Raw genomic sequence first — 24,576 nt, forward strand, 5'->3', positions numbered from 1 at the left:
TCGGGGAAAGAGTGGCTATTTCCCGCCCGATGGCCACGCTTTCTCGGAAAGTGCGCGGACCTTGGGGCGGCGGCGGGGGGGGTGGGAGGGGGACGAGGCCGGCCGCCGGGTCACGGGGAGCCGGCGGCCGGGCGAGAGGCGGTTGGGGTGGGTGGGGTGGGGTGGGGTGGGGCGTCAGCGGAGGCGGCGGCCGCGCGGGACCGGGTCGGTCTCGTCGTCGAACTCGCCGATGACCTCCTCCAGCAGGTCCTCGAGGGCCACGAAGCCGATCGGCCGGGTCGGGCCGCCACCGTTGCGGACCAGCGCGAGCTGGGCCTGGTCGGCGCGCATCGCGGCCACCGCCTCGGTGACCGAGGAGGCCGCCGGCAGCGTGAACGCCCGGGTCATCAGCTCGCCGGCCGTCGCCGACCGGCCGGTGGTGACCGCCCGCACCGCCTCCCGCACATGGACCAGGCCGCAGACCTCGCCGCCCGGGTCCAGCACGGCGAGCCGGGACCGACCGCTGTTTCGGCTGACCTGCTCGATCCGGTCCGCGGTGTCGTCCCGGCGGACCGTGACGATCTCGTCGAAGGGCTCCATCACGTCCCGGACGGTGGTGCCCTGCAACTCCAGCATGCTGGTCAGCAGGTGGTGCTGCTCGGCGCCGAGCAGCCCGTGCTCGCGGGACTGCTCCAGCAGGATGCGCAGCTCGTCCGGGCCGTGCACCTGGGCGAGCTGGTCCTGCTGCTGCACCCCGACCAGCCGGAGCACCACGTTGGCCAGCGCGTTGAGCGCCGACAGCACCGGCCGGGCCACCCGGGCGAAGGCCCGGAACGGCAGCGCCAGCAGCAGCGCCGACCGCTCGGCGTCGGTGATCGCCCACGACTTCGGGGCCATCTCCCCGACAACCAGGTGCAGGAAGGTCACCAGCCCCAGCGCGAAGACCAGCGCGACGGCGTGGCTGGCCGCGTCGGGCAGCCCCACCGTGTGCAGCAGCGGGCTGAGCAGGTGTTCGATCGCCGGCTCGGCGAGCGCGCCGAGCCCCAGGGTGCAGAGCGTGATGCCGAGCTGCGCGCCGGCCAGCATCAGCGACAGTTCGCGGACGCCGTCCAGCGCCGCCCGGGCCGCCCGACCGCCACCGGCGGCGGCCTGTTCCAGGCGGTAGCGCTTGCTCGCCAACAGCGCGAACTCGGCGGCCACGAAGAAGCCGTTGAGCGCCAGCAGCAGCACTGAGACCAGCAGGGCGGCGCCGGGGCTCATGCCGCCACCTCCCCGCCGGGCGCCTCGCCGGCCATCCGCAGCCGCACCGAGTCGGCCACGTGCCGGTCCACCACGAGCACCTCGACCAGGGCGCGCTCGCGTGGCTCCTCGCCGTCGGCGGGCAGGCTGATCTCCAGCCGGTCGCCCACCTCGGGCACCCGGCCCAGCTCCCGCATGACCAGCCCGGAGAGGGTGTCGTACTCGGGGGCCTCGGGCAGCGCGATGCCGGTGCTGTCGGCGACCTCGTCGATCCGCCAGCGGGCCGGCACCACCCAGGAGCCGTCCGCCTGGCGGGCGGGGGCGCGCTCCGGCGGGTCGTCCTCGTCCCGGATCGGGCCGACCAGCTCCTCGGCGATGTCCTCCAGCGTGATCACGCCGGCGAAGCCGCCGTACTCGTCGACCACGCAGGCCAGCTGCCGGTGCCCGGACCGCAGCCGGTCCAGCACCGTCGGCAGCGGCAGCGTCTCGGGCACCAGCAACGGGGGTACGGCCACCGCGCTGACCGGGGTGGTGGCGCGCCGCGCCGGGGGTACGCCGAGCACGTCGGCGATGCCGATCACGCCGACCAGGTCGTCCACGCCCTCGGCGCCGCGAACCGGGAAGCGGGAGTGGCCGGTGTCGAGCAGCTCGACCACCCGGCTGACCGGCTCGTGCGCCCGTACGGTGTGCACGTCGACCCGGGGCACCATGGCCTCCCCGGCGGTCAGCTCCCGGAAGTCGAGGCCCCGGTCGAGCAGGTCGGACATCTCGGCGTCGAGGTGCCCCTCCTCCCGGGACTCGGCGATGATCTGTTCCAGGTCCTCCGGGGTGGCGCCGCTGGGCAGCTCCTCGATCGGCTCGATGCCGATCCGGCGCAGCAGCCGCACCGCCGCCCGGTCGAAGAGCGTGATCAGCGGGCCGGCGACCTTCAGGTACATCAGGGTGGAGCGGCTCAGCGCCCGGGCCAGCGGCTCGGCGCGGGCGATGGCCAGGTTCTTCGGGGCGAGTTCACCGAGGACCATCTGCACCACGGTGGCGATGAGCAGGGCCAGCGTCACCGACAGCGGGAGGCTGACCCCGGTGGAGACACCGGCGCCGCCGAGCAGTTCGGCCAGCCCGGCACCCAGGTACGGCTCGGCGACGTAACCGACCAGCAGGGCGGTCACGGTGATGCCGAGCTGGGCGCCGGAGAGCATGAACGAGAGCCGGCCGGTGACCTCCAGGGCCCGGGCGGCGGCCTGGTCGCCCTCCTCGGCCTGTTGCTTGAGCCGGCCGCGGTCCACCGCGACGTAGCCGAACTCCTGGGCCACGAAGTAGCCGGTGGCGGCGGTGAGAACGATGATGAGTACGAGACCGACGACGATCAACACGGGTCGCTCAGGGCTCCCGGGGACGTCGGGGCGATGGAATGCCGGGCACAACCCGGCTGGCTACTGCTGCCCTCCTGGGCAGAGGAGTCGATCATGCGGCAATTCTATCTGCGGTCGCTGAAAGCCCGCTGAAGGTGGGGACAAAGCCGCCGCTCATCCCCTATTTCCGGTGCTCGGCAAGTTCATCCCGGTCCAGCAGGGTCCGGTCCACCCGCCCCGACCGGTACGCGGCCCGCCCGATCATCTGCGCGGCCACCGGCGCGGTGGCCAGTTGGAAGACGGCGACCAGCGCGATCATGCCGAGATCGGCGGGGCTGCGCAGCCGCAGCGCCAGCCCGAGCAGCAGGAGCAACGCCCCGAGCACCTGCGGCTTGGTGGCGGCGTGCATCCGGTCCAGCACGTCCGGGAAGCGCAGCACCCCGATCCCGGCGGCGAGGCTGAGCAGCGCCCCCGCCACCAGGGCGACCGCTCCCAGCCAGTCGGCGACCGTCCCCGCGCTCACCGGGCCACCCTTTCGTTCGCGACTGCGGGCAGCCGGGCCGGGGGCCGGCGCGTCACGTCTCCTCCCGGACGGCGAAGCGGACCAGGGCCACCGAGCCGACGAAGCCGAGCAGCGAGAGCACCACCAGCACCGGCAGCGTGGTGGCGTGCCGGTTGACCGCGGCCTCCGCCCCGACCGCGCCGAGCATGACCGCGAGCAGCAGGTCGGCGGCGATCACCCGGTCCAGCAGTGACGGGCCCCGGTAGATCCGGGCCAGCGCCAGCAGCGCGGTGACCGAGAGCAGCACGGTCAGGACGACGGTGAGGACGACGGTCATGTGGACCTCCGGTCGACGGGATCGGTGGCGAGCAGGCGCACCTCGGCGTCGGAACCGACCGCCCGGACGACGCGTTCCTCGACGGTGAGGACCCGGGCCCGGCTGTCGGACAGGTCCTCCGGACGCCGGACGTCCAGGACGTGCACGTAGAGGATGGCCGCTTCCCGGTCGACCTCGAGGATCAGGGTGCCGGGGACCAGCGAGAGCAGCTCGGCGGTGAGCGCCAGGTTGAGGTCGGTGCCCACCCGCAGGCGTACGCCGATGATCGCTCCGCGCGGCCGGTAGCCGGGGCGGACGGCGATCGCGGCGACGCGCACGCTGGCGTCGACCAACTCGGCGACGAACGTCGCCAGCAGCACCAGCAGTGCCCGGGGCCGCAGCCGGCCGCCGAAGGAGACCGGCGGCAGCGGGAAGAACAGCAGCACCGCGACGCCGACCAGCGCCCCGCCGAGCAGGTTGCCCCAGGAGATCTCACCCCAGAGCAGGTTCCAGACCGCGATCAGCCAGCCCAGGGCGATCGCCTGGTCGCGGCGGCGACCGGCGCGCCTCGTGGGCGGCGATCCGCCGGCGTCCGGGGTGGTCATGGGGCACCGCCGGGCAGCACGGCCCGCACGTACGGGGTGCGCAGCCGCAGGTCGGCCGCGGCGTCGGCGGTGACGCGGAACAGCGGACCGGCGGCGAGCGTGAACGTCAGGCCCAGCACCACCAGGGCGGCGGTGGCGCCCACCATCAGCTGCGGCAGCCGGACCACCGGTTCGTCGGTGGCCAGCCGGGGCGCCCGCCAGAACGCGATGTTCCACACCCGGGAGGCGGTGTAGAGGGTGAGCAGGCTGGTCGCCGTGCCGGCGGCGACCAGCACCCAGGGCAGCGGCCCGCCGACCGCCACGCCGGCCTGGAGCAGGCCGACCTTGCCGAGGAAGCCGGAGAACGGCGGAACGCCGGCGAGGTTCATCGCCGGGACGAAGAAGAGCACCGCCAGCAGCGGGGCGATCCGGGCCAGGCCGCCGAGCCGCCGCAGGTCGGTGCTGCCGGCACGCTCCTCGACCAGCCCGGCGACGAGGAAGAGCGTGGTCTGGATGGTGATGTGGTGCACCACGTAGAAGATCGCGCCGGAGAGCGCGGCGGCGGTGCTCAGCGCCACCCCGTAGATCATGTAGCCGATGTGGCTGACCAGCGTGAACGAGAAGAGCCGCTTCATGTCCGACTGCGCCACCGCGCCGAGCACGCCGACCACCATGGTCAGCCCGGCCACCACCATGAGCAGGCCGGAGACCTGCCCGCCGGGGAAGAGCAGCGTCTCGGTCCGGATGATCGCGTAGACGCCGACCTTGGTGAGCAGGCCGGCGAAGACCGCGGTCACCGGGGCCGGCGCGGTCGGGTAGCTGTCCGGCAGCCAGGCGGAGACCGGGAAGACCGCCGCCTTGATCCCGAAGGCGAGCAGCAGCATCAGCTGCAACCCCAGCCGTACGCCGTCCGGCAGCGCGTCGAGGCGGGTGGCGAGCTGGGCCAGGTTGAGGGTGCCGGTGGCGGCGTACACCAGGCCGACCGCGATCAGGAAGATCATCGAGGCGAGGATGCCGACCACGACGTACGTCGAGCCGGTCCGGATCCGGGCCTCGGTGCCGCCCAGCGTGATCAGCACGAAGCTGGCCGCCAGCAGCATCTCGAAGCCGACGAAGAGGTTGAACAGGTCCCCGGCGAGGAAGGCGTTGGTGATGCCGGCGGTCAGCACCAGGTAGGTCGGGTGGTAGATGCTCACCGGCGCGGATTCGCTGGTCTCGCTGCGGCCCTGGCCGATGGAGTAGATCAGCACGCAGAGGGTGACCGCCGAGGAGACCACCAGCATCAGCGCGGCCAACTGGTCGGCGACCAGCACGATCCCCACCGGCGCCGGCCACCCGCCGACCTGCGTCACCACCGGCCCGTGCCGGTACGCCTGCACCAGCAGCGCCACCGCGACGACCAGGTTGCCGGTGAGCGCGACCACGCTGACCGTGCGCTGCACCCGGGGCAGGTTGGCCAGGATCAGGGTCAGCGCGGCGCCGAGCAGCGGCACCACCACCGGCAGCGGCACGAGCCGGTTCACTGCCGCCGACCCCGTCCGCGCAACCGGCGTCGGGCCGGCTCCGGGTCCACCTGCTCCGGGTCGTCGTCCGGCCCCTCCCCGCCGAGGTCGGTGTCGAGCACCTCGTTGCGCTCGGCGAGCTGCACGATCTGGCGGTCCTCCAGGTCGTCCTGCACCTCGTCGTCGCCGCCGAGATACCAGCTCCGGTAGGCGACCGCCGCGAGGAACGCGGTCAGCCCGAAGGTGATCACGATGGCGGTGAGCACCATGGCCTGGACCAGCGGGTCGCTGAACTCCGCCGCCTCGGCGGTGCCGACCACCGGCGCCGCGCCGGACCGGCCGCCGAGCAGGATGAGCAGGTTCACCCCGTTGCCGAGCAGGATGACGCCGAGCAGGATCCGGGTCAGGCTGCGCTCCAGCAGCAGGGTCACCCCGGTGGCCGCGAGCACGCCGACGGCGAGCACCAGCACCAGGGTCGGCCCCGCGCCGCCCTCCCTCACCCCGACTCTCCCTCCCGCTCGACGACGAGCCCCCGCTCGGACCTGCCGGCCGCCTCGATGTGCCGGTCCACCTCGGCGCCGAGGCTGCGCAGGATGTCCAGCACCAGCCCGACCACGACCAGGTAGACGCCGACGTCGAAGAAGAGCGAGGTGACCAGGTACGGCTCGCCCAGCCAGGGCAGCGGCAGGTTCACCTTGGCGCTCTCCAGCACGTCGCCGGTGGTCAGCAGGGACACCACGCCGCCACCGACGGAGATCGCCAGCCCGGCGCCGAGCACCGTGCCCGCGCCGACCGGGGCGCCCTCGGCCAGCTCGTACCGGCCGCCGGCGAGGTAGCGCAGGGTCAGCGCGAGGCTCGCCACCAGGCCGCCGGCGAAGCCGCCGCCGGGGGCGTTGTGACCGGAGAAGAGCAGGAAGAGCGAGAAGAGCACCATGGTGTGGAAGATCAGCCGGGTGACCACCTCGAAGACGATCGAGCGGCGCCGCTCCTGCAGCGTCGGGCCACCGCTGAGCCAGACCGGCCCGGTGTCCCGCCGGGGCGCCCGCGACGGTTCGCCCCGCCGCGGTCGAGGGCCGGTGCGGGACCGCTCGAAGATCAGGCTGGCCACCCCGGTCGCGGCCACCACCAGCACCGCTAGCTCGCCCATGGTGTCCCAGGCCCGGATGTCCACGAGGGTCACGTTGACCACGTTGCGGCCGTACCCCTCGGCCACCGCGAGGTCGGGGAAGGCCAGCGAGATCGGCGCGGCGGTCCGGGAGCCGGCGGCGACCAGGGCGAGGCCGGCGAGGACCACTCCGACGCCGACGCCGACCAGCCGCCGTGCCCACCGGCTGCGGCGCAGCGGCCGGGCGGAGAAGCGCTCCGGCAACCGGCGCAGCACCAGCACGAAGACGGCGATGGTCGCGGTCTCCACCAGGAACTGGGTCAGCGCCAGGTCGGGCGCGCCGTAGAGCACGAAGAGCATCGCGGTGCCGTAGCCGGTCACCCCGACCAGCAGCATCGCGGTCAGCCGCCGGCGGGCGCGGACCGCCAGCAGCGCCGCGACCGCGACGACGAGGGTGACCACCAGCTGCAACGGGCTGTCCCAGAGGGCGATCCGCTCGCGCCAGGGGCGGGCGGACAGCAGCGTCGCGCCGGGCACCAGCACCAGGGCGAGCAGCACCGCGCCCAGGTACTGCGGCAGGGAACCGCGCTGGGTGGCGCCGGTGACCTCGATGGCGAACCGGTCGAAGCGGTGAATGATCCACTCGTACCCCTGGTTGCCGCCGACCGGCGAGCGCAGCCGGACCAGCGCGGGCGCGAGCGGGCCGCGCACGGCGTGCAGCAGGTAGCCGCCGGCCAGCGCCACCGCCGACAGGCCGAGCGCGGGGGTCAGGCCGTGCCAGAGCGCCAGGTGCTCGTGCGGTGCGCCGAACAGCTCCGCGTACGGGCGCAGCGGCCCCTCCAGCCCGGCCACGGCGGGGCCGGCGACGAGCCCGCCCACGGCGAGCAGGGCCGGCGGCAGCAGCATCGGTACGGGCACCGGGTCGGGCTCGGTCAGCTCGACGTCCGGCCGGGTGGCGAAGGCGCCCCAGAGGAACCGGATGCTGTACGCGACGGTGAGAATGGTGCCGACGGCCAGCCCGGCGAGGACGACCGGCCGCTCGGCGAGCGCGGCGAAGACCGCCTCCTTGCCGACGAAGCCGAGCAGCGGCGGCACCCCGGCCATGGAGGCGGCGGCGAGCGCGGCCACCACGGCGAGCACCGGCGCCCGTCGTCCCAGGCCGGACAGCTCCCGCAGGTCACGGGTGCCGACCTCGTGGTCGATGATGCCGACGACGAGGAAGAGCGCCGCCTTGAACAGGGCGTGCGCCAGCAGCATCACCACCCCGGCGAGTGCGGCGTCCGGGCTGCCGGCGCCGAGCACCACCGCCAGCAGCCCGAGCTGGCTGACCGTGCCGTACGCCAGCAGCAGCTTCAGGTCGCACTGCCGCAGCGCCGCCCAGCCGCCGGCGATCATCGTGACCAGGCCGAGGGTGAGCACCACCGGTCGCCACGGCCCGACGTCGGCCAGCACCGGGGCGAGCATTCCGATCAGGTAGATCCCCGCCTTGACCATGGCCGCCGCGTGCAGGTACGCGCTGACCGGCGTGGGCGCGGCCATCGCCACCGGCAGCCAGGCGTTGAACGGCACGATCGCCGACTTGGCGAGCGCGCCGGTCAGGATCAGCAGTACCGCGACGACCAGCCCGGCTCCGCCGGGTAACGGCGCGCCGGCGATCTCCGACCAGCGGTAGCTGCCCGCGTGCTCGCCGAGGATCAGGAAGCCGACCAGCATGGCCAGGCCGCCCAGGGTGGTGACGGTCAGCGCCTGGGCCGCCGCCCAGCGGCTGGCCCGCCGCTCGGTGCTGTGGCCGATCAGCAGGTAGGAGAAGACCGTGGTCAGCTCCCAGAAGACGTACAGCAGCAGCAGGTCGTCGGCGAGGACCAGGCCGAGCATCGCGCCGGCGAAGGCGACCAGTACCGCGACGAACCGGACCAGGCCGGCGGAGTCGGGGGCGAAGTACCGGCCGCAGTAGACCAGCACCAGCGCGCCGACGCCGCTGACCAGCAGGGTCATCAGCCAGGACAGCGCCGTCAGCCGCAGCGCCACGTCGATGTCGAGCTGGTCGATCCAGCGGTACGTCTCGACGACCGCGCCGCCGTCGCGGACCGTCGGGGTACGGGTCAGCGCCCAGCCGAACGCGGCGGCCGGCGCCAGCGCGAGCGGGTAGCAGGCGCGCGGACCCCACCGGCGGACCAGCAGCGGCGCGGCGAGGGCCGCCGCCAGGTGGAGGAGCAGCAGTACGAGCACGCGTCCTCCCCGGTCGAGCTGGCGGCGCGCGCCGGGAGGGATGTCCCGGTCTGCACCGATCAGACGCCAGATCGCCGATCGCTGGGGGGTTTTGGGGAAATCGCCCGCCGTGGCGGCGCTCCGGGGCGAGGGGTGGCAGTTGCCCACAGACTCCTGTGGAACTGATGTCGTGAACGACTCAGCCGCGCGGCTGACCCGCCCGGGCCGTCAGCGCAGCGCGACGTCGCCGGCCGGCACGGCGGCCTCCCGGGACGGCCGGTCCCGCCGGGTCTCCACCAGCAGGTCGGGGCGGCCGAGCTGGACGACGACCTTGTTGACCACGCGCTGGGCGGCGGCGAGCGAACGGACCGAGAGCAGGTTGCCCCGGCTCTCCCGGCGCAGCACGAAGTAGTGCACGGCGGCCCGCACCTGACCCCGGTCGGCGGCGCTGGCCTGGGCGGTGGAAACCACCAGCTCGCGCAGGGAACGGGCGAGTCGCTCGGCGAGCTCCAGCTCGGGGCCGCGCAGGCTGCCCCGGACGGCGGCGAGGTGACTGTCGACCTTCCGGATGAGCACGTCGGTGGCGGGCGCGAAGCCGGGCTCCTCGACGGTCATCCGATCCCCTCCACCCGACGCTGCGTTGCGAGTGAAGTTACTTTATGTTGCGCGTTACAAGCAAGCAGTTAGTTAAGACGTAACACGCAAGGCGCTCATCCGACCCGTAAGCAGTCGCAGCCGGACAGACCGCGTCCGCTGCTCGGCCGGATGTCACACCGACCAGGCAGGATGGAAGGCGTGACAGAGCAGGTGAGCGGGGCCGACGGCGCACGGGTGATGGCCGGCTTCGGCGCGGCGACCCGGGAGTGGTTCACGGCCGCCTTCGCCGCGCCCACCCCGGCGCAGACCGGCGCCTGGCGGTCGGTGGCCGCCGGGCGCAACGCGCTGGTGGTCGCGCCGACCGGTTCCGGCAAGACGCTCGCCGCCTTCCTCTGGTCGCTGGACCGGCTGGCCAAGGAGCCACCGCCCACCGAGGCGCGGCAGCGCTGCCGGGTGCTCTACGTCAGCCCGCTCAAGGCGCTCGCGGTCGACGTCGAGCGCAACCTGCGCGCCCCGCTCGCCGGCATCCGCCAGGCGGCCGCCCGACTCGGCGTCGCACCCCCGGAGATCACCGTCGGGATGCGCACCGGCGACACTCCCGCCGACGAGCGGCGGGCCTTCGCCCGCACCCCGCCGGACATCCTCATCACCACGCCGGAGTCGCTGTTCCTGCTGCTCACCTCCGCCGCCCGGGATTCGCTGCGCGGCGTCGAGACGGTGATCGTCGACGAGGTGCACGCGGTCGCCGGCACCAAGCGCGGCGCGCACCTGGCGCTCTCCCTGGAACGCCTCGACGAGCTGTTGGCGACCCCCGCCCAGCGGATCGGCCTCTCCGCCACCGTCCGGCCGATCGACGCGTGCGCCCGGTTCCTCGGCGGCGCCCGCCCGGTCGACGTGGTGCAGCCGGCCAGCGCCAAGACCATCGAGGTGAGCGTCCAGGTGCCGGTGGAGGACATGACCCGCCTCGACGAGCAGGAGCCGCCGGAGGACAACCTGGGCGGCCCGGGGCCGCGCCGGGCGTCCATCTGGCCGGCCGTCGAGGAACGGGTCTTCGCGCTGATCCGGGCGCACCGCTCGACCATCGTGTTCACCAACTCCCGGCGCAGCGCCGAACGGCTCTGCGCCCGCCTCAACGAGCTCGCCGCGGACGAACTGGCCGCCGCGAGCGCCCCCGACGGCACGCCAGAGGCGGGGTCCGAGGCGTGGGCCGGGCCGGTCGGGCCGCTGCGGGCCAACCGGCCGCCGGCCGAGGTGATGGCCCAGTCGGGCGCGGCGGTCGGGGCGCCGCCGGTGATCGCCCGCGCCCACCATGGCAGCGTGTCGCGCGAGGAGCGCAAGCACATCGAGGAGGCGCTCAAGTCCGGTCAACTCCCCGCCGTGGTGGCCACCTCCAGCCTGGAGCTCGGCATCGACATGGGCGCGGTCGACCTGGTGGTGCAGATCGAGGCGCCGCCCAGCGTCGCGGCCGGCCTGCAACGGGTCGGCCGGGCCGGGCACCAGGTCGGCGCGGTCTCCCGGGGCGTGGTCTTCCCCAAGCACCGGGGCGACCTGCTCTCCTGCACGGTCGTCGCCGAACGGATGGCCGAGGGTGCCATCGAGGAGCTGCACTACCCGCGCAACCCGCTCGACGTGCTGGCCCAGCAGATCGTCGCGATGGTGGCCCTGGAGCCGTGGCGGGTCGGCGACCTGGCCGTGCTGGTCCGCCGGGCCGCCCCCTTCGCCGAGCTGCCCGACTCCGCGCTGCACGCCGTGCTCGACATGCTCTCCGGGCGCTACCCGTCCACCGCCTTCGCCGAGCTGCGCCCCCGGCTGGTCTGGGACCGCGCCGCCGACGTACTCACCGGCCGGCCCGGGGCCCAGCGGCTGGCTGTGACCAGCGGCGGCACCATCCCCGACCGGGGGCTGTTCGGGGTCTTCCTGGCCGGCGCGGAGCGCGCCGCCCGGGTCGGCGAGCTGGACGAGGAGATGGTCTACGAGTCGCGGGTCGGCGACGTCTTCCTGCTCGGCTCCTCCTCCTGGCGGATCGAGGAGATCACCCCCGACCGGGTGCTGGTCTCCCCCGCGCCCGGCCAGGCCGCCCGGATGCCGTTCTGGAAGGGCGACCAGCTCGGCCGGCCGGTGGAGCTGGGTCGGGCCATCGGCGCCCGGGTCCGGGCCCTGCTGCGGCAGAGCGACGAGACCGCGGTCGCCGCGCTGCGCGCCGGCGGGCTGGACGACTGGGCCGCCGGCAACCTGATGGCGTACCTGCGCGAGCAGAAGGCCGCGACCCGCTCGCTGCCGGACGACCGCACGGTGGTGGTCGAACGGTTCCGCGACGAGCTGGGCGACTGGCGGCTCGCCGTGCACAGCGTGCTCGGCGCCCGGGTCAACGGGCCGTGGGCGCTGGCCATCGGCCGCCGGCTGGCCGAGCGGTACGGGGTGGACGCCCAGGTCATGCCCTCGGACGACGGCATCGTGGTGCGGCTGCCCGACACCGCCGAGGAGCCGCCCGGCGCCGACGTGGTGGTCTTCGAGCCCGACGAGATCGCCCAGCTGGTCGAGGAGTCGGTCGGCACCTCCGCACTCTTCGCGTCCCGGTTCCGCGAGTGCGCCGCCCGGTCGCTGCTGCTGCCCCGCCGCGACCCGCGCCGCCGCCAGCCGCTCTGGCAGCAGCGGCAGCGCGCCGCGCAACTGCTCGACGTCGCCCGCGAGTACGCCGACTTCCCGGTCACCCTGGAGGCCGCCCGGGAATGCCTCCAGGACGTCTTCGACCAGCCGGCCCTGGCGGAGCTGATGCGCGACCTGACCGCCCGCAAGGTGCGGCTGGTCGAGGTGGAGACCGACCGACCGTCGCCGTTCGCCCGCTCACTTCTCTTCGGCTACGTCGGCGCCTTCCTCTACGAGGGGGACGCCCCGCTCGCCGAACGCCGCGCCGCCGCGCTCGCGCTCGACTCGGCCCTGCTCGGCGAACTGCTCGGCCGGGTCGACCTGCGCGAGCTGCTGGACCCGGCGGTGCTCGCCGAGACCGAACGGCAGTTGCGTTGGCTCACCGAGCAGCGCCGGCCCCGCGACGCGGAGGACGTCGTCGAGCTGCTCCGGGTGGTCGGCGACCTCTCCGAGGCGGAGTTGGCCGAGCGGGGCGCACCGCTGCCCTGGCTGACCGAGCTGGAGGCCGCCCGCCGGGTGCTGCGGGTCCGGGTCGCCGGCGAGGAACGCTGGGTGGTCGTCGAGGACGCCGCCCGGCTGCGCGACGCGCTCGGCGTGGCGCTGCCGGTCGGGGTGGCCGAGGCGTACCTGGCGCCGGTGGCCGACCCGCTCGGCGACCTGGTCGCCCGGTACGCCCGCACCCACGGGCCGTTCGCGGCGACGACCTGCGCCGCCCGGTTCGGGCTCGGGGTGTTCGTGGTGGAGCAGGCGCTGCGCCGGCTGGCCGCCACCGGGCGGGTGGTCTCCGGGGAGTTCGCGCCGGACACCGTCGGCACCCAGTGGTGCGACGCCGAGGTGCTGCGGATGCTGCGCCGGCGCAGCCTGGCCGCGCTGCGCCGGGAGATCGAGCCGGTGCCGCCCCGGGCCCTCGCGGCGTTCCTGCCCCGCTGGCAGCAGGTCGGCTCGTCGGCGCGGGGCGTGGAGGCGCTGGCCGCCACCATCGAACAGGTGCAGGGGGCGGCGGTGCCGGCGTCCGCGCTGGAACGGCTGGTGCTGCCCGCCCGGGTCGCCGACTACTCCCCCGCCCAGCTCGACGAGCTCTGCGCCAGCGGCGAGGTGCTCTGGGCCGGCTCCGGGGCGATCTCCGGCGGGGACGGCTGGATCACCCTCGCGTACGCGGACACCGCGCCGCTGCTGCTGCCGCCACCGGACGAGGCGCTGACCCTCACCCCGCTGCACGAGGCGGCCCTCGACGCCCTCGGCGAGGGGCAGGCGCTCTTCTTCCGCTCGCTGTCCGACCGGGTCGGCGCCACCGACGACGCGGCGCTGACCGCAGTGATCTGGGACCTGGTCTGGGCCGGTCACCTCACCAACGACACCCTCGCCCCACTGCGGGCCGTGCTCGGCGGCGGCGGGGCGCACCGGTCCCGGCCGTCCGCGCCGCGCACCCGCTACCGCCGGCCGGGCCGGGTCGCGCTGCCCACCCGGGGCGGCCCGCCGACCGTGGCCGGGCGCTGGTCCCGGCTGCCGGAGCGGGACACCGACCCGACCCGACGCTCCGCCGCGCTGGCCGACCTGCTGCTCGAACGGCACGGGGTGGTGACCCGGGGTGCGGTGATGGCCGAGCAGGTGGTCGGCGGCTTCGCCGCGGTCTACCCGGTGCTCTCCGCCCTGGAGGAGCGCGGCGCCGCCCGGCGTGGCTACTTCGTGGAGGGGCTGGGCGCGGCCCAGTTCGCGGTGCCCGGGGCGGTGGACCGGATCCGGGCCCTGGCCGACCCGGTCGACGGGGCACGGGGCCGGGGCGGGCCGGCCGTGGTGCTCGCCGCCACCGACCCCGCCAACCCGTACGGGGCGGCGCTGCCCTGGCCGGAACGGGTGGTGGACTCCGGGGACGGGGCCGCCCCGGCGACCGGGCACCGGGCCGGGCGCAAGGCCGGCGCGCTGGTGGTGCTGGTGGACGGGGACCTGGTGCTCTACGTGGAGCGGGGCGGCCGGACGATCCTGTCGTTCACCGACGACGCCGAGGCACTGGCTGCGGCCGGCAAGGCGCTCGCCGACGCGGTGCACTCCGGCGCGCTGGGGGCGATGTCGGTGGAGCGGGCCGACGGCGAGGCGGTGCGGTCCTCGCCGCTGCGCGACGCGCTGACCGCCGCCGGCTTCCGCGCCACCCCGCGCGGGCTGCGGCTGCGCGGCTGACCCGGGGCTGTTCCTCCCGGCCACCGCTGTTCCTCCCCTGCCATCGCGGTGCGACGGGCGGGGCGCCGCCAGCGCTGTTCCTCCCTGCCAGCCACCGCGGTGCGACGGGCGCGGCCGCACCACCGCTGGCATGCCCGCCCGGGGCGGCGCGACGGGCGCGGCCGCACCACCGCTGGCATGCCCGCCCGGGGCGGCGCGACAGGCGCGACCGCACCGCCGCGGCACGCCCGCCCGCGCCGGCGGCCGACACAGCTGGGCGACACCGGCACCGCGGCACCCCTCGGCCGCTCCGGGGCCGGCGGCGGTCGGCACGGCAACCGTGATACCCCACAGGCATATCGATACCTCTGAGGTATCACGCTCACGGGGAGGTCCGCCGCCAGCGCGCGCTCGATCGGTGGCCGGTGACCGGTAACCGGGGGCGGCCCGACGGCCAAGAGCAGGTCCGCTGCCGGCGCAGTCTCGAACCGCTCACCGGCGTCCGGATCGGACCGACCGCCAGGAGCAGGCCCGCCGCCGCAGCCTCGGAACCACTCACCGGCGTCCAACGCGGACCGATCGCCAGAAGCAGGGCGCGGATCTCGCCGGCACCGGGCGTCCGGCACCGGGCATCCGGCACCGGGACGGCACCCGGCGCGGCGGTCAGCCCAGCTTGGCGAGGACGTCGTTGTACCGCTTGCGCTCCGCCGCCCCGGTCTTCGTGCCCAGATAGCTGAGCACGACAGCACCCTCGCGGAAGGCGTCGGCACCCCAGACGTCCATCTGGTTGGTCGCGTTCGCCTCGGTGGGGAAGACGTACACCTTGACGGCGTCGGTGGTCAGCAGCTCGGCGCAGCCGATGCCGGCGCCGTCCGGTCCACAGTCGACCGTCTGGTTGCGCAGGTTGGTCACCTTCAGGCCGGCCGCCTTGAAGGCGTCGACGACCTTCCGGGCGCCCGGGGTGCCGGCGGCCTTCGTCGGCATCCGGAACGCCGGGGTGGACGGGCTCTCCGACGGGGTACGGGGCGCCTTGCCGTTCGTCGGGGCGGCCGGGTCCTCGGGCGACGGCGCCTCGCTGGTGGCGATGGCCTTCGGTGAACCGTTGGCCCAGGAGGGGTCACCGGGCTCGGGGTCGCTGCCACAGGCGGCGAGCGCGAGGGCGAGCAGGATCGTCACGGCGGCCGGGAGGACACGAGCGCGTTTCGTCACCCCGGCAGTCTGCCGAACGCGGTGACCGGATGGCACCGGCCGGTCGGCCGACCGAGGTTCTCCGGTCAGCGCCGCCCCCGCACCGGCTAGCCTGCTGACCATGGCCCCGACCGCCTGGATCTCGCTGACCACCGACTACGGCCTCGCCGACGGGTTCGTGGCCGCCTGCCACGGGGTGATCGCCCGGATCGCCCCGGCGGTGCGGGTCGTCGACGTGACCCACCTGGTGCCGGCGGCCGACGTACGGCGCGGGTCGGCGGTGCTGGCGCAGACGGTGCCGTCCCTGCCGTACGCGGTGCACGTCGCCGTGGTCGATCCGGGTGTCGGCACGGCCCGGCGCGGGATCGCGCTGGTCACCCCGGGCGGGCTGCTGGTCGGGCCGGACAACGGCCTGCTGCTGGCCGCCGCCGAGGCCCTGGGCGGGCTCACCGCGGCCGTCGAGCTGACCAATCCGGAGTGGCTGGCCCCGGAGGTGTCCCGCACCTTCCACGGTCGGGACGTCTTCGCCCCGGTCGCGGCCCGGCTCGCCCTCGGCGCCCCGCCCGCCGACGCGGGGCCGCCGGTGGACCCGGCCACCCTGGTCCGCCTGCCCGAACCGGTGCTGCGGCGGGACGCCGACGGGTTCACCGCCGAGGTGTTGACCGTCGACCACTTCGGCAACGTCCAGCTCGCCGCCGGGGCCGACCTGCTGGCCACGGTACCCCCCACCGCGCGGGTGGCCGGGCGGGCCGCGGTACGCGGGCGGACGTTCGCCGACGCGCCGGCCGGGGCGCTGGTGCTCTTCGTGGACTCCGCCGGCCTGCTGGCGGTGGCGGTGAACGGCGGCCGGGCGGCGGACCTGCTCGGGGTGGCGCCGGGCGACGTGGTCACGGTGTGCGGGCAGCGCTGACCCTGCCGCCACGCGTTCCGGTGTGGAATGCTGCTCGGCGTGGGTGAGCTCTGGGTACCGGTCGTCTGTCCCTGTTGTGCCGCGCGGACCGGCGGGGGCACCTGTCCGATCTGCTTCTGGACCGACGACGGTCAGGCCGACGCGGACGCCGACGTGGTGCGCGGCGGCCCGAACGGCGACCTCAGCCTCAGCCACGCCCGGCTGAACTTCGCCGTCTACGGCGCCAGTCACCCCCGCTACCAGGACATGGTCCGCGCCCCCCGCCCGGACGAGCGGCCCTGACGGGACGGCACTGATCGCACGGCTCTGGCGAACGGCCTGACCGCGCGGCGCTGACGGAACGGCGCTGACCGCGCGGCTCTGACCGCGCGGCTCTGACCCGCACCGGGCCGCGTGGAACGTGCGGACCGGCGGGACGTGCCCGCCCCGCCGGTCCCGAGCCGGGTCAGCAGAGCGACACGGTCCCGCCGTAGACGGCGGAGATGTACGCGTGGCTGACGTACTGGCCGCCGGCCAGCCGGTTCCACCGGTTGGTGGTGCGGTACGGCCCGGTCACCGTCTGCCCGACGACGTAGCACTGGATCGGCACGTTGGCGTACCTGGCGGCCAGCCCGCGCACGCCGTACCCGGTGCCGGGGCCGGTACGGACGTTGAGCGGCCCGTCGCCGACCACGCCCCGGGGTCCGGCCCCGGTCCACAGGTACGCCACGTCGACCCAGGCGTTGTCGGTCAGCCGCAGCCCGTCGGCGAACGTGCCGTCGGCCAGGTCGATGCCGGCCGCGTTGCGCACGGTCCGCCCGAACTGGTCCCGCCCGCCGTGGTAGCCGGACTGGTACGCCGCCTGCGCCTCCGGCCGCCCCTGCGGCAGGTCCTTCCAGTTCTCCCGGACCGCGCTGGGGTTCCAGTGGTCGTCCCGGGTGTTCCACGGTCCGACGTCCCAGACCGGGGCGTACTCGCAGCGGCTGCCGCTGGTGGTGCAGACCCGCACCGTGTAGTCGCCGGTGTTCAGCGGGGAGAGCCCGCGCCGGCTGGGCAGCGCCACGAAGTGGTCCCGGGCCTGGATGATCCGCCCGTTGGCGGTCTGCCCGCCGACCGACCCCTGCCGGGTGGCGAAGACCCGGTAGGCGAGGCCGGCGGTGGCGGCCGAGACGGTGGCGACGGTGTCGGCGGTGAGCTCGACGGTGCGTACCGAAGCGGTGGCGCGCGGGTCGCGGGCGGTGAGCAGCACCCGGGTCTGGACCCGGGTGACCGGCCGGTCGAAGACGGCGCCGACGCCGGCGGCCTCCCGCCACTCGGTCCAGCCGGCGGCCCGCCAGCCCCGCACCTGGGCCTGCACTCCGCCGCCCCCCGCCACCTCGACGGTGACCTGCGCGCGTACCCGGGTGGCCGGGCGGGCCAGGGTGCGCGGCGCGGCCAGCAGGGCGCCCTCGGCGACCGGCCCGCCGACGGCGGCGGGGCGGGTGCGGGCGGCCGGCCGGGTGTCGGCGAGCCGGAGCCGGCCGGCGCTCCAGCGGACGTTGACGTCGTCGCCACCGGCGACGGCGAGGTCCGCGGACCAGCGCTCGACACCCGGCGCGGCGGCGGTGGTGGCGGCGGGAACGTCCGCTGGAGCGGCGAGCGCGGCGGCGGGGACGAGACTCGCGGCGGCGGTGGCGGTCAGCGCGCCCGCGAGCAGGGCGGACAGGGTACGAAATGGGGGACAGCCCACGGCATTCTCCTCAGAACCCCCTGATAGTGCGTTGTCAAGACAAGAAGGGGAAGCACCGTACAAATAGCGACACATGCGAATTCAGCTCGGGCGAGGGAGGATGGTGGGGTGCCCGAAGGCGACACCGTCTGGAACACCGCCCGCGTCCTGCACCGGGCGCTGGCCGGCGCTGCCCTGACCGGCAGCGACTTCCGGGTGCCGCAACTGGCCACCACCGACCTCACCGGATGGACGGTGCGCGAGTCCGCCAGCCGGGGCAAGCACCTGCTGCTGCGCCTGGTCGCGCCCGAGGGGCGGTCGGACGTCCGACACTGGACGCTGCACTCGCACCTGCGGATGGACGGCGCCTGGCGGGCGTACGCGCCGGGGGAACGCTGGGGGGCACGGCCCGCGCACCTGATCCGGGTGGTGCTGCGCGCCCCGAGCGCGGTGGCCGTCGGCTACCACCTGCACGAGCTGGCCCTGCTGCCGACGGCCGAGGAGGAGTCCCTGGTGGGGCACCTCGGCCCCGACCTGCTCGGCCCGGACTGGGACGCGGCCGAGGCGGTCCGCCGGCTCGCCGCCCAGCCGGAGGCCACCATCGGCGAGGCGCTGCTCGACCAGCGCAACCTCGCCGGGGTCGGCAACCTCTACAAGTGCGAGGTGCTCTTCCTGCGCGGCGTCTCGCCGTGGACCCCGGTCAAGGCGGTGCCCGACCTGGCCGGCACGGTGGCGCTGGCCCAGCGGCTGCTCGCGGCCAACCGGGGCCGCTGGACGCAGAGCACCACCGGCTCGCTGCACCGGGGCGGGACCAGCTACGTCTACGGCCGGCGCGCGCAGCCCTGCCGGCGCTGCGGCACCGCGATCCGCAAGGAGGAGCTGGGCGAACGGGTCACCTACTGGTGCCCGAGGTGCCAGCCGGCACCTGACCCGACACAGCCCTGACCCGACCCGGCCCTGCCCTGACCCGACCCGGCCCTGACCCGACACGCCGGTCCGACGGGACACGTACCGGATTGGGACGATTGGGTAGTTCCTAACCGGGCGCTGAGGTCGCATGCTGCGGTTGAGTGCTCACCGCTCGTCACTGCCGGGCGCGACCACCCGCCACGTCGAGGTGGCGGCCGTCGTGCCCCCAGGCCCCGGGGAGAGCCATGGCCCTGTTCCGCAGACTGCGCTCCAGCTGGCCGGTCCGCGCGGTCCGCACCGACCGCGCCGGTGGACCGACGGTGCCGGTGGCGCGTACCGGCGAGCCGGCCGGACCGACGCCGGCCAGCCTGGACCCGGCCGCCGTCCCACGCTGCTTCGGGCCGGTACCCAATTTCGCGCACAGCCCACTGCCGGCGCTCGACGGGCACGGCCGGGTGGTGCCGGGCACCGGCATCCGCAAGTTCGTCGACGCGCTGCCGCTGCCCGGCCCGCTCGGGCGCAACGGGCTGGGCGCGCACCTGCCCGTGGCCGTGCCGGACACCATCAGCTACCCGGGCTGCGACTACTACGAGATCGGGCTCTGCGAGTACACCCAGCGGCTGCACCGCGACCTGCCCACCACCCGGCTGCGCGGCTACCGGCAGCTCAACCTCGGCACCGACCCCGACGGGCACAACACGGTCGCCCCGCCGGAACGGCCGTACCACCTGGGGCCGATGATCGTCGCGCGGCGGGGGCGGCCGGTGCGGGTCAAGTTCATCAACCAGCTGCCCACCGGGCGGGCCGGCGAGCTCTTCCTCCCGGTCGACACCACCCTGGACGGTGCCGGCATCGGGCCGCTGGACGGGCCGGCGCCGTACCCGCAGAACCGGGCCGTGCCGCACCTGGCCGGCGCACAGACCGGCTGGACCAGCGCCGGGAACCCGTGGCAGTGGGTGACGCCGGCGGGCGAGATCACGCCGTACCCGAACGGGCCAGGGCTGAGCCACGTGCCGGACATGCCGCCCCCCGGCCTGGGCGCCACCACGCTCTACTTCCCGAACGAGCAGAGCGGGCGGCTGATGTGGCTGCACGACAACGCCCTCGGGCTGTCCCGGCTGACCGTCTACTCCGGGCAACTGGCCCCCTACCTGCTCACCGACCCGGCCGAGGAGCGGCTGGCGGCCGACGGGGTGCTCCCCGCCGAGCAGTTCCCGCTGGTGATCCAGGACAAGACCTTCGTCCCCGACGACGCCCAGCTCGCCGCCGAGGACCCGACCTGGGACCGGGACCGGTGGGGCACCCGGGGCAACCTCTGGCACCCGCACGTCTACCAGCCCCGGCAGAACCCGTACGTCGCCTCCGGGCGCAACCCGACCGGGCGGTGGGACTACGGCCCCTGGGTGCCCGGTTCGGGCGGCGACGACCCGCTCTGGGTCGGCCCGGTGGACAACCCGCACCACGATCCCGTCGCCGCCCCGGAGGAGCCGCCCCGCGCGCCGGGCCTGCCGCACCCGAGCGCGGTGCCCGAGGCGTACGGGGACACCGCGCTGGTCAACGGGGTCGCGTACCCGTACCTGAAGGTGCAGCCGAAGGCGTACCGGTTCCGGATCCTCAACGCCTGCGCCGACCGCAGCCTCAACCTGGCGCTCTACCGGGCCCGCTCGGACGCCGCGATGTGGCACCCGGACGGCGCGCTGGCCGACGCCGGGGCCGGCGAGGTGCCGATGGTGGAGGCGATGCGCGCCTCGGGCCGGCCCCTCGACTGGCCCACCGACGGGCGCGACGGTGGCGTGCCCGACCCCCGGGCGGCCGGGCCCCGCATGATCCGGGTCGGCAACGAGTGCGGCCTGCTCCCCGCGCCGGTGGTGGTGCCGAACCGGCCGGTCGGCTACCGCTACGACCGGCGCGACCCGACCGTGCTCAACGTGGACACCCACGCGCTGCTGCTCGCCCCCGGCGAACGGGCCGACGTGGTGGTGGACTTCTCCACCGTCCCGCCCGGCGGCACGCTGATCCTCTACAACGACGCCCCGGCCCCGCTACCGCCCTTCGACCCCCGCTACGACCAGCACACCGAAGCGCCGGACCGCAGCGCCGAGGGCGGCGTCGTCGGCACCCGCCCCGGGTACGGCCCGAACACCCGCACCCTGCTCCAGTTCCGGGTGGCCGGCACCCCGGCCGAGCCGTACGACCTGGGCCGGCTGGTCGAGCGGCTGCCTGGGGCGTACGCGGCCAGCCAGCGACCGCCGATCGTGCCGCAGCCCGAGTACGATGCGGCCTTCGGCACCCGTACCGCCGTCCGGACCCTGGTGCCGGTGCACGCCACCACGGTCAGCTTCACCCCGGCCGGCGCCACCGCCCCGGTGACCCTGCCGATCCAGGTGAAAACGGTCGGGCAGGTCTTCGAGCCGGGGCACGGCCGGCAGGCCGGACGGCTCGGCGTCGCCCACCCGCACGCGGGGCCGCTCGGCCCGGCGTCCCTGCCGCTGGCCCCGGCCGACCCGGCGACCGAGGTGCTGGTCACCGCCGAGCCGGACGGGCCGCCGGGCGCGGCGGCCGACGGCACCCAGGTGTGGCGGATCAGCGGCACCGGCCGGCAGACGCACGTGGTGCGGTTCAGCGGCTGCGACGTGCAGCTGGTCAACCGGGTGGGCTGGGACGGGACCGTCCGACCCCCGGACGGTGGGGAGCTGGGCTGGAAGGAGACCATCCGGGTGAACCCCGCCGAGGACGTGTTGGTGGCGCTGCGCCCGGTGGTGCCCCCGTTGCCGTTCAAGATCGGCGACAGTCTCCGGCTGCTGGACCCGACCCGGCCGGCCGGCGCCCGGGTCGGCTCCACCCCGGTCAGCCCGCTCGACGGGCGCCCGGCGACGGTGGTCAACCAGCTGGTCAACCTGGGCTGGGAGTACCGCTGGTCCAGCGGCGCCGCCGGCCACCGCGACCTGGGGATGAGCCGGCCGCTGGTGCTGCGGGTCTCCCCCCGGGGGCCGAGCGGGCTCACCGCGACGCCGCTGCCCGGCTCGGCGACGGCGCTGCCGGCGATCGCCCTGGCCTGGACCGGCAACGGCAGCCGCCCGCCGGCCAGCAGCCACCTGCTCCAGCGGGCCACCGACCCGGCGTTCACCGAGGGGCTGACCACGATCACCGTGGCGGCCACCGCCACCCGGTACACCGACGCGACGGTGACCCCCGGCGTCACCTACCACTACCGGATCCGGGCGGAGAACGCGGTGAGCTGCTCGGCCTGGTCCAACAGCGTCCCCGCGTCGGTACGGCTCAGCGCACCGACCGGGGTCGCCGCCGCCGTCCCGCCGGCCGCGCCGCTGCGGATCGCGTTGCGCTGGACGAACCGCTCCTTCGCCACCGGGATCGACGTGCAGCGGGCCACCAACCCCACCTTCACCAGCGGGCCGGCCACCACCGCCGTCGGCGTGGCTGACAACCACCTCGACCCGGCCGTCGCCCCGGACACCACGTACTACTACCGGGTGCGCACCACGTACCTCGGCGCGGCGTCGCCGTGGTCGACGGTGGCCACGGTGACCACCCCGCCCGCTCCGACGGTGCCGACCGGGGTGACCGCCACCCCGAGCGCCCCCGCGCCGGACACGGCCACGGTGGTGCTGAACTGGGCGGCGGGTACGCCGAACGGGCCGGGCGCGGGCGTCACCGTGCAGCGGGCGCTCGACCCGTCGTTCACCCGGGAGGTGGCCACCTTCACCGTCACCGGCCGGGGCTTCACCAACACCGGGCTGGCCCGGGGCGTGACGTACCACTACCGGATCCGCTCGTTCAACGTGGTGGGCAGCTCGCCGTTCACCGGGCCGATCCCGGTCACCACGCCGGACTGAACGCCCGGTGTGCCGGGCGGGCCGGTCAGCGGGTGGGGGCGCGCAGCGGCTCGCCGACGGCGCGCAGCTCGGCCAGCGCCGACGCCACGCCGTGCAGCAGGTCGGTCGCCTCGGTCAGCCGGGAGGCGGCCGGGTGCTCGGTGCTGGGGCGGGCGTCCTCCGCGACGTAGCCGGCCGCCGCCGCCACCAGCCCCTCGTACGCGGCCACCCCGCTGTCGAGCTGGCCGATCAGCGTCCGGTGCGCCTCGGCGAGGCGGGGCCGGGCCTCGGCCGGGGCCAGCTTGAGGGCGCGTTCCACGCTGGCCGCCCGGCCGGCCAGGTCACGCAGCGAGCGGTCGGCCGCGGCGGCCTCCAGCACCGCCGGCTCGGCCGGCCCGGTCAGCCGGGGCGCCATCCCGGCGAGGGTGAGCGCCGCCCGGTCCAGCCGGGCCCACGCCTGCGCGGCGGTGGTGCCGCGCAGCGCCAACCGGGACCGGACCCGGCGCACCTCGGCCAGCACCCCCGGGCCGACCGGAAGGCGTTCCACGGCGGCGACCAGCCGGGCCCGCGAGCGGGCGGCGGCCTCGGCCGGGTCGAGGGCGGGCGGCGCCGGCCGGGCGGCGAGCGCCCGCAGGTCGACCCAGCGCCAGGCGGCCAGCGCCACCGCGCTGCCCGCGGCGCCGGCCCAGGCCGCGTCGGGCAGCCCGAGCCCCGCGTACGGGGTCAGCACCGCCGCCGCGCCGCCGAGCCCACCGGCCAGGACGCTCCACCGTCGGGCGGAACGCCGCAACCGGCGCAGCCGACGGAAGTGTCGTGCTCGCTCGTCCGCCACCCGTACCTCCTCGTGCCGTCCGCTCAGCCGGCGGCGGTGGTGTCCCCTGTGCCGCGGTCGCGGGTCATGTTCGCCCGGATCTCGTCCAGCCGGGCGGCGGCGGCCGGGTCGGCCGCCGGGGCGGCCGGCTGGGTCTGCTGCTGCACGGCCGGTCGTTCCTGCTTGCCGAGCTGGTCACCGGCCATGCTGGCGCGGATCTGCTCCAGCCGGGACGAACCGGCGCTGTCCAGCGTCGACTTCTGGATCTCCAGCATCCGCCCCTCGACGGAGTTGCCGGCCAGCTCGGCGCGGCCCATCGCGTTGGCGTAGCGGCGCTCGATACGGTCGCGCACCTCGTCCAGCGAGGGGGTGTTGCCGGGGGCGGTGACCGCGGACATCGACTCCAGCGAGCGGGCCACGCTCTCCTGCATCTTGGCCTGCTCCAGCTGGCTGAGCAGCTTGGTGCGCTCGGCGAGCTTCTGCTGGAGGATCATCGAGTTGTTCTCGACCGCGCGGCGGGCCTGGGCGGCGGCGCCGAGCGCCTGGTCGTGCAGGGTCTTCAGGTCCTCGGTGGCCTGCTCGGCGGAGACCAGCTGGGTGGCCAGCACCTGGGCGGACTGCTCGTAGCGGCCGGCCTCGGTCTCGTCGCCCCGGGCGCGGGCCTGGTCGGCGAGGACCAGCGCCTGCCGGGCGTTGGCCTGCAGCCGTTCGACCTCGGACATCTGCCGGGAGAGCTTCATCTCCAGCTGGCGCTGGTTGCCGATCACCGCGGCCGCCTGCTGGACCAGCGCCTGGTGCTGGCGCTGCGCCTCCTCGATGGCCTGCTGGATCTGCACCTTCGGATCGGCGTGCTCGTCGATCTTGGCACCGAAGAGCGCCATCAGGTAGTGCCAGCCCTTGACGAACGGGTTCGCCATCTCCGCGGTATCCCCTCAGTAGCGTCGCTGCGCCTCGACCGGAGCCGAACCGGCCGACCGGCCACGCGGTGTGCTCCCATCGTCGCAGCCGGACGCCAGTCGGGCATCCGCACCTCGGGAGTGCGCCGTACGGCCTGCGA

Annotated in this window: 17 protein-coding genes and 1 pseudogene; 5 read left to right on the forward strand and 13 right to left on the reverse strand. The window is 75.4% G+C overall.

Going from position 1 to position 24,576, the window contains the following annotated elements:
- Positions 1–174 precede the first annotated feature (174 nt).
- The 9 genes and pseudogenes from GA0074696_RS25190 to GA0074696_RS25230 all read right to left on the reverse strand — a co-directional run.
- Positions 175–1,239: a hemolysin family protein gene (locus GA0074696_RS25190; RefSeq protein WP_088963371.1), complete on the reverse strand. Its 1,065-nt coding sequence runs from the start codon at positions 1,237–1,239 to the stop codon at positions 175–177.
- The gene (locus tag GA0074696_RS25195; protein ID WP_088963372.1) at positions 1,236–2,588 is read right to left on the reverse strand and encodes a hemolysin family protein; all 1,353 of its coding nucleotides are present in this window, start codon (positions 2,586–2,588) and stop codon (positions 1,236–1,238) included. The genes GA0074696_RS25190 and GA0074696_RS25195 overlap by 4 nt, the downstream gene beginning before the upstream one ends.
- A gap of 160 nt (positions 2,589–2,748) precedes the next feature.
- Positions 2,749–3,090: a monovalent cation/H(+) antiporter subunit G gene (gene mnhG / locus GA0074696_RS25200; protein WP_088963373.1), complete on the reverse strand. Its 342-nt coding sequence runs from the start codon at positions 3,088–3,090 to the stop codon at positions 2,749–2,751.
- A gap of 52 nt (positions 3,091–3,142) precedes the next feature.
- Positions 3,143–3,406: a monovalent cation/H+ antiporter complex subunit F gene (locus GA0074696_RS25205; RefSeq protein WP_088963374.1), complete on the reverse strand. Its 264-nt coding sequence runs from the start codon at positions 3,404–3,406 to the stop codon at positions 3,143–3,145.
- Positions 3,403–3,990: a Na+/H+ antiporter subunit E gene (locus GA0074696_RS25210; RefSeq protein WP_088963375.1), complete on the reverse strand. Its 588-nt coding sequence runs from the start codon at positions 3,988–3,990 to the stop codon at positions 3,403–3,405. Before GA0074696_RS25210 ends, GA0074696_RS25205 begins: the two co-directional genes overlap by 4 nt.
- The gene (locus GA0074696_RS25215) at positions 3,987–5,492 is read right to left on the reverse strand and encodes a Na+/H+ antiporter subunit D (protein WP_088963376.1); all 1,506 of its coding nucleotides are present in this window, start codon (positions 5,490–5,492) and stop codon (positions 3,987–3,989) included. The genes GA0074696_RS25210 and GA0074696_RS25215 overlap by 4 nt, the downstream gene beginning before the upstream one ends.
- A complete protein-coding gene (locus GA0074696_RS25220) occupies positions 5,489–5,971 on the reverse strand; it encodes a Na(+)/H(+) antiporter subunit C (protein ID WP_088963377.1) in 483 nt (160 codons plus the stop codon). The genes GA0074696_RS25215 and GA0074696_RS25220 overlap by 4 nt, the downstream gene beginning before the upstream one ends.
- The gene (locus tag GA0074696_RS25225) at positions 5,968–8,805 is read right to left on the reverse strand and encodes a Na+/H+ antiporter subunit A (protein ID WP_088963378.1); all 2,838 of its coding nucleotides are present in this window, start codon (positions 8,803–8,805) and stop codon (positions 5,968–5,970) included. The genes GA0074696_RS25220 and GA0074696_RS25225 overlap by 4 nt, the downstream gene beginning before the upstream one ends.
- Positions 8,806–9,041: 236 nt before the next feature.
- Positions 9,042–9,399: pseudogene (locus GA0074696_RS25230) on the reverse strand (hypothetical protein); the annotation flags it as partial.
- A gap of 219 nt (positions 9,400–9,618) precedes the next feature.
- Between GA0074696_RS25230 and GA0074696_RS25235 the strand changes: the two are divergent.
- Positions 9,619–14,202: an ATP-dependent helicase gene (locus GA0074696_RS25235; RefSeq protein WP_231925486.1), complete on the forward strand. Its 4,584-nt coding sequence runs from the start codon at positions 9,619–9,621 to the stop codon at positions 14,200–14,202.
- Between the two features lie 642 nt (positions 14,203–14,844).
- Here GA0074696_RS25235 and GA0074696_RS25240 read toward each other — a convergent pair.
- Positions 14,845–15,390 carry a hypothetical protein gene (locus GA0074696_RS25240; RefSeq protein WP_157746110.1) on the reverse strand — a complete coding sequence of 182 codons (546 nt, stop codon included), beginning with the start codon at positions 15,388–15,390 and terminating at the stop codon, positions 14,845–14,847.
- Between the two features lie 100 nt (positions 15,391–15,490).
- Here GA0074696_RS25240 and GA0074696_RS25245 point away from each other — a divergent pair, with 100 nt between their 5' ends.
- Complete coding sequence (locus GA0074696_RS25245; protein WP_088963382.1) at positions 15,491–16,279, forward strand: SAM hydrolase/SAM-dependent halogenase family protein; 789 nt, start codon at positions 15,491–15,493, stop codon at positions 16,277–16,279.
- A 39-nt stretch (positions 16,280–16,318) separates the two neighbouring features.
- Positions 16,319–16,561 carry a CPCC family cysteine-rich protein gene (locus GA0074696_RS25250; protein ID WP_197700782.1) on the forward strand — a complete coding sequence of 81 codons (243 nt, stop codon included), beginning with the start codon at positions 16,319–16,321 and terminating at the stop codon, positions 16,559–16,561.
- Between the two features lie 163 nt (positions 16,562–16,724).
- On the opposite strand, the gene GA0074696_RS25255 is transcribed toward GA0074696_RS25250, so the two are convergent.
- Positions 16,725–17,987: a hypothetical protein gene (locus tag GA0074696_RS25255; RefSeq protein ID WP_088963384.1), complete on the reverse strand. Its 1,263-nt coding sequence runs from the start codon at positions 17,985–17,987 to the stop codon at positions 16,725–16,727.
- Between the two features lie 108 nt (positions 17,988–18,095).
- Here GA0074696_RS25255 and GA0074696_RS25260 point away from each other — a divergent pair, with 108 nt between their 5' ends.
- Positions 18,096–18,911: a zinc finger domain-containing protein gene (locus tag GA0074696_RS25260; protein ID WP_088963385.1), complete on the forward strand. Its 816-nt coding sequence runs from the start codon at positions 18,096–18,098 to the stop codon at positions 18,909–18,911.
- Between the two features lie 209 nt (positions 18,912–19,120).
- On the forward strand, positions 19,121–22,729 hold the full coding sequence (locus GA0074696_RS25265) for a hypothetical protein (protein ID WP_088963386.1): 3,609 nt from the start codon (positions 19,121–19,123) through the stop codon (positions 22,727–22,729).
- A 25-nt stretch (positions 22,730–22,754) separates the two neighbouring features.
- On the opposite strand, the gene pspM is transcribed toward GA0074696_RS25265, so the two are convergent.
- Together pspM and GA0074696_RS25275 are read right to left on the reverse strand one after the other, a co-directional pair.
- Positions 22,755–23,540 carry a phage shock envelope stress response protein PspM gene (gene pspM / locus GA0074696_RS25270; protein ID WP_088963387.1) on the reverse strand — a complete coding sequence of 262 codons (786 nt, stop codon included), beginning with the start codon at positions 23,538–23,540 and terminating at the stop codon, positions 22,755–22,757.
- A gap of 23 nt (positions 23,541–23,563) precedes the next feature.
- Positions 23,564–24,436: a PspA/IM30 family protein gene (locus GA0074696_RS25275; protein ID WP_088963388.1), complete on the reverse strand. Its 873-nt coding sequence runs from the start codon at positions 24,434–24,436 to the stop codon at positions 23,564–23,566.
- Between the last annotated feature and the right edge of the window lie 140 nt (positions 24,437–24,576).

This window comes from Micromonospora purpureochromogenes, assembly GCF_900091515.1.
In the GTDB taxonomy this organism is placed as follows: domain Bacteria; phylum Actinomycetota; class Actinomycetes; order Mycobacteriales; family Micromonosporaceae; genus Micromonospora; species Micromonospora purpureochromogenes.

What these genes read in the sequence shown, in the direction of transcription:
- GA0074696_RS25265 (WP_088963386.1), top strand. Translation starts at nt 19,121, where the DNA reads ATGGCCCTGTTCCGCAGACTGCGCTCCAGCTGGCCGGTCCGCGCGGTC.
- GA0074696_RS25235 (WP_231925486.1), top strand. Translation starts at nt 9,619, where the DNA reads ATGGCCGGCTTCGGCGCGGCGACCCGGGAGTGGTTCACGGCCGCCTTC.
- GA0074696_RS25210 (WP_088963375.1), bottom strand. Translation starts at nt 3,990, where the DNA reads ATGACCACCCCGGACGCCGGCGGATCGCCGCCCACGAGGCGCGCCGGT.
- GA0074696_RS25190 (WP_088963371.1), bottom strand. Translation starts at nt 1,239, where the DNA reads ATGAGCCCCGGCGCCGCCCTGCTGGTCTCAGTGCTGCTGCTGGCGCTC.
- GA0074696_RS25245 (WP_088963382.1), top strand. Translation starts at nt 15,491, where the DNA reads ATGGCCCCGACCGCCTGGATCTCGCTGACCACCGACTACGGCCTCGCC.
- GA0074696_RS25205 (WP_088963374.1), bottom strand. Translation starts at nt 3,406, where the DNA reads ATGACCGTCGTCCTCACCGTCGTCCTGACCGTGCTGCTCTCGGTCACC.
- GA0074696_RS25275 (WP_088963388.1), bottom strand. Translation starts at nt 24,436, where the DNA reads ATGGCGAACCCGTTCGTCAAGGGCTGGCACTACCTGATGGCGCTCTTC.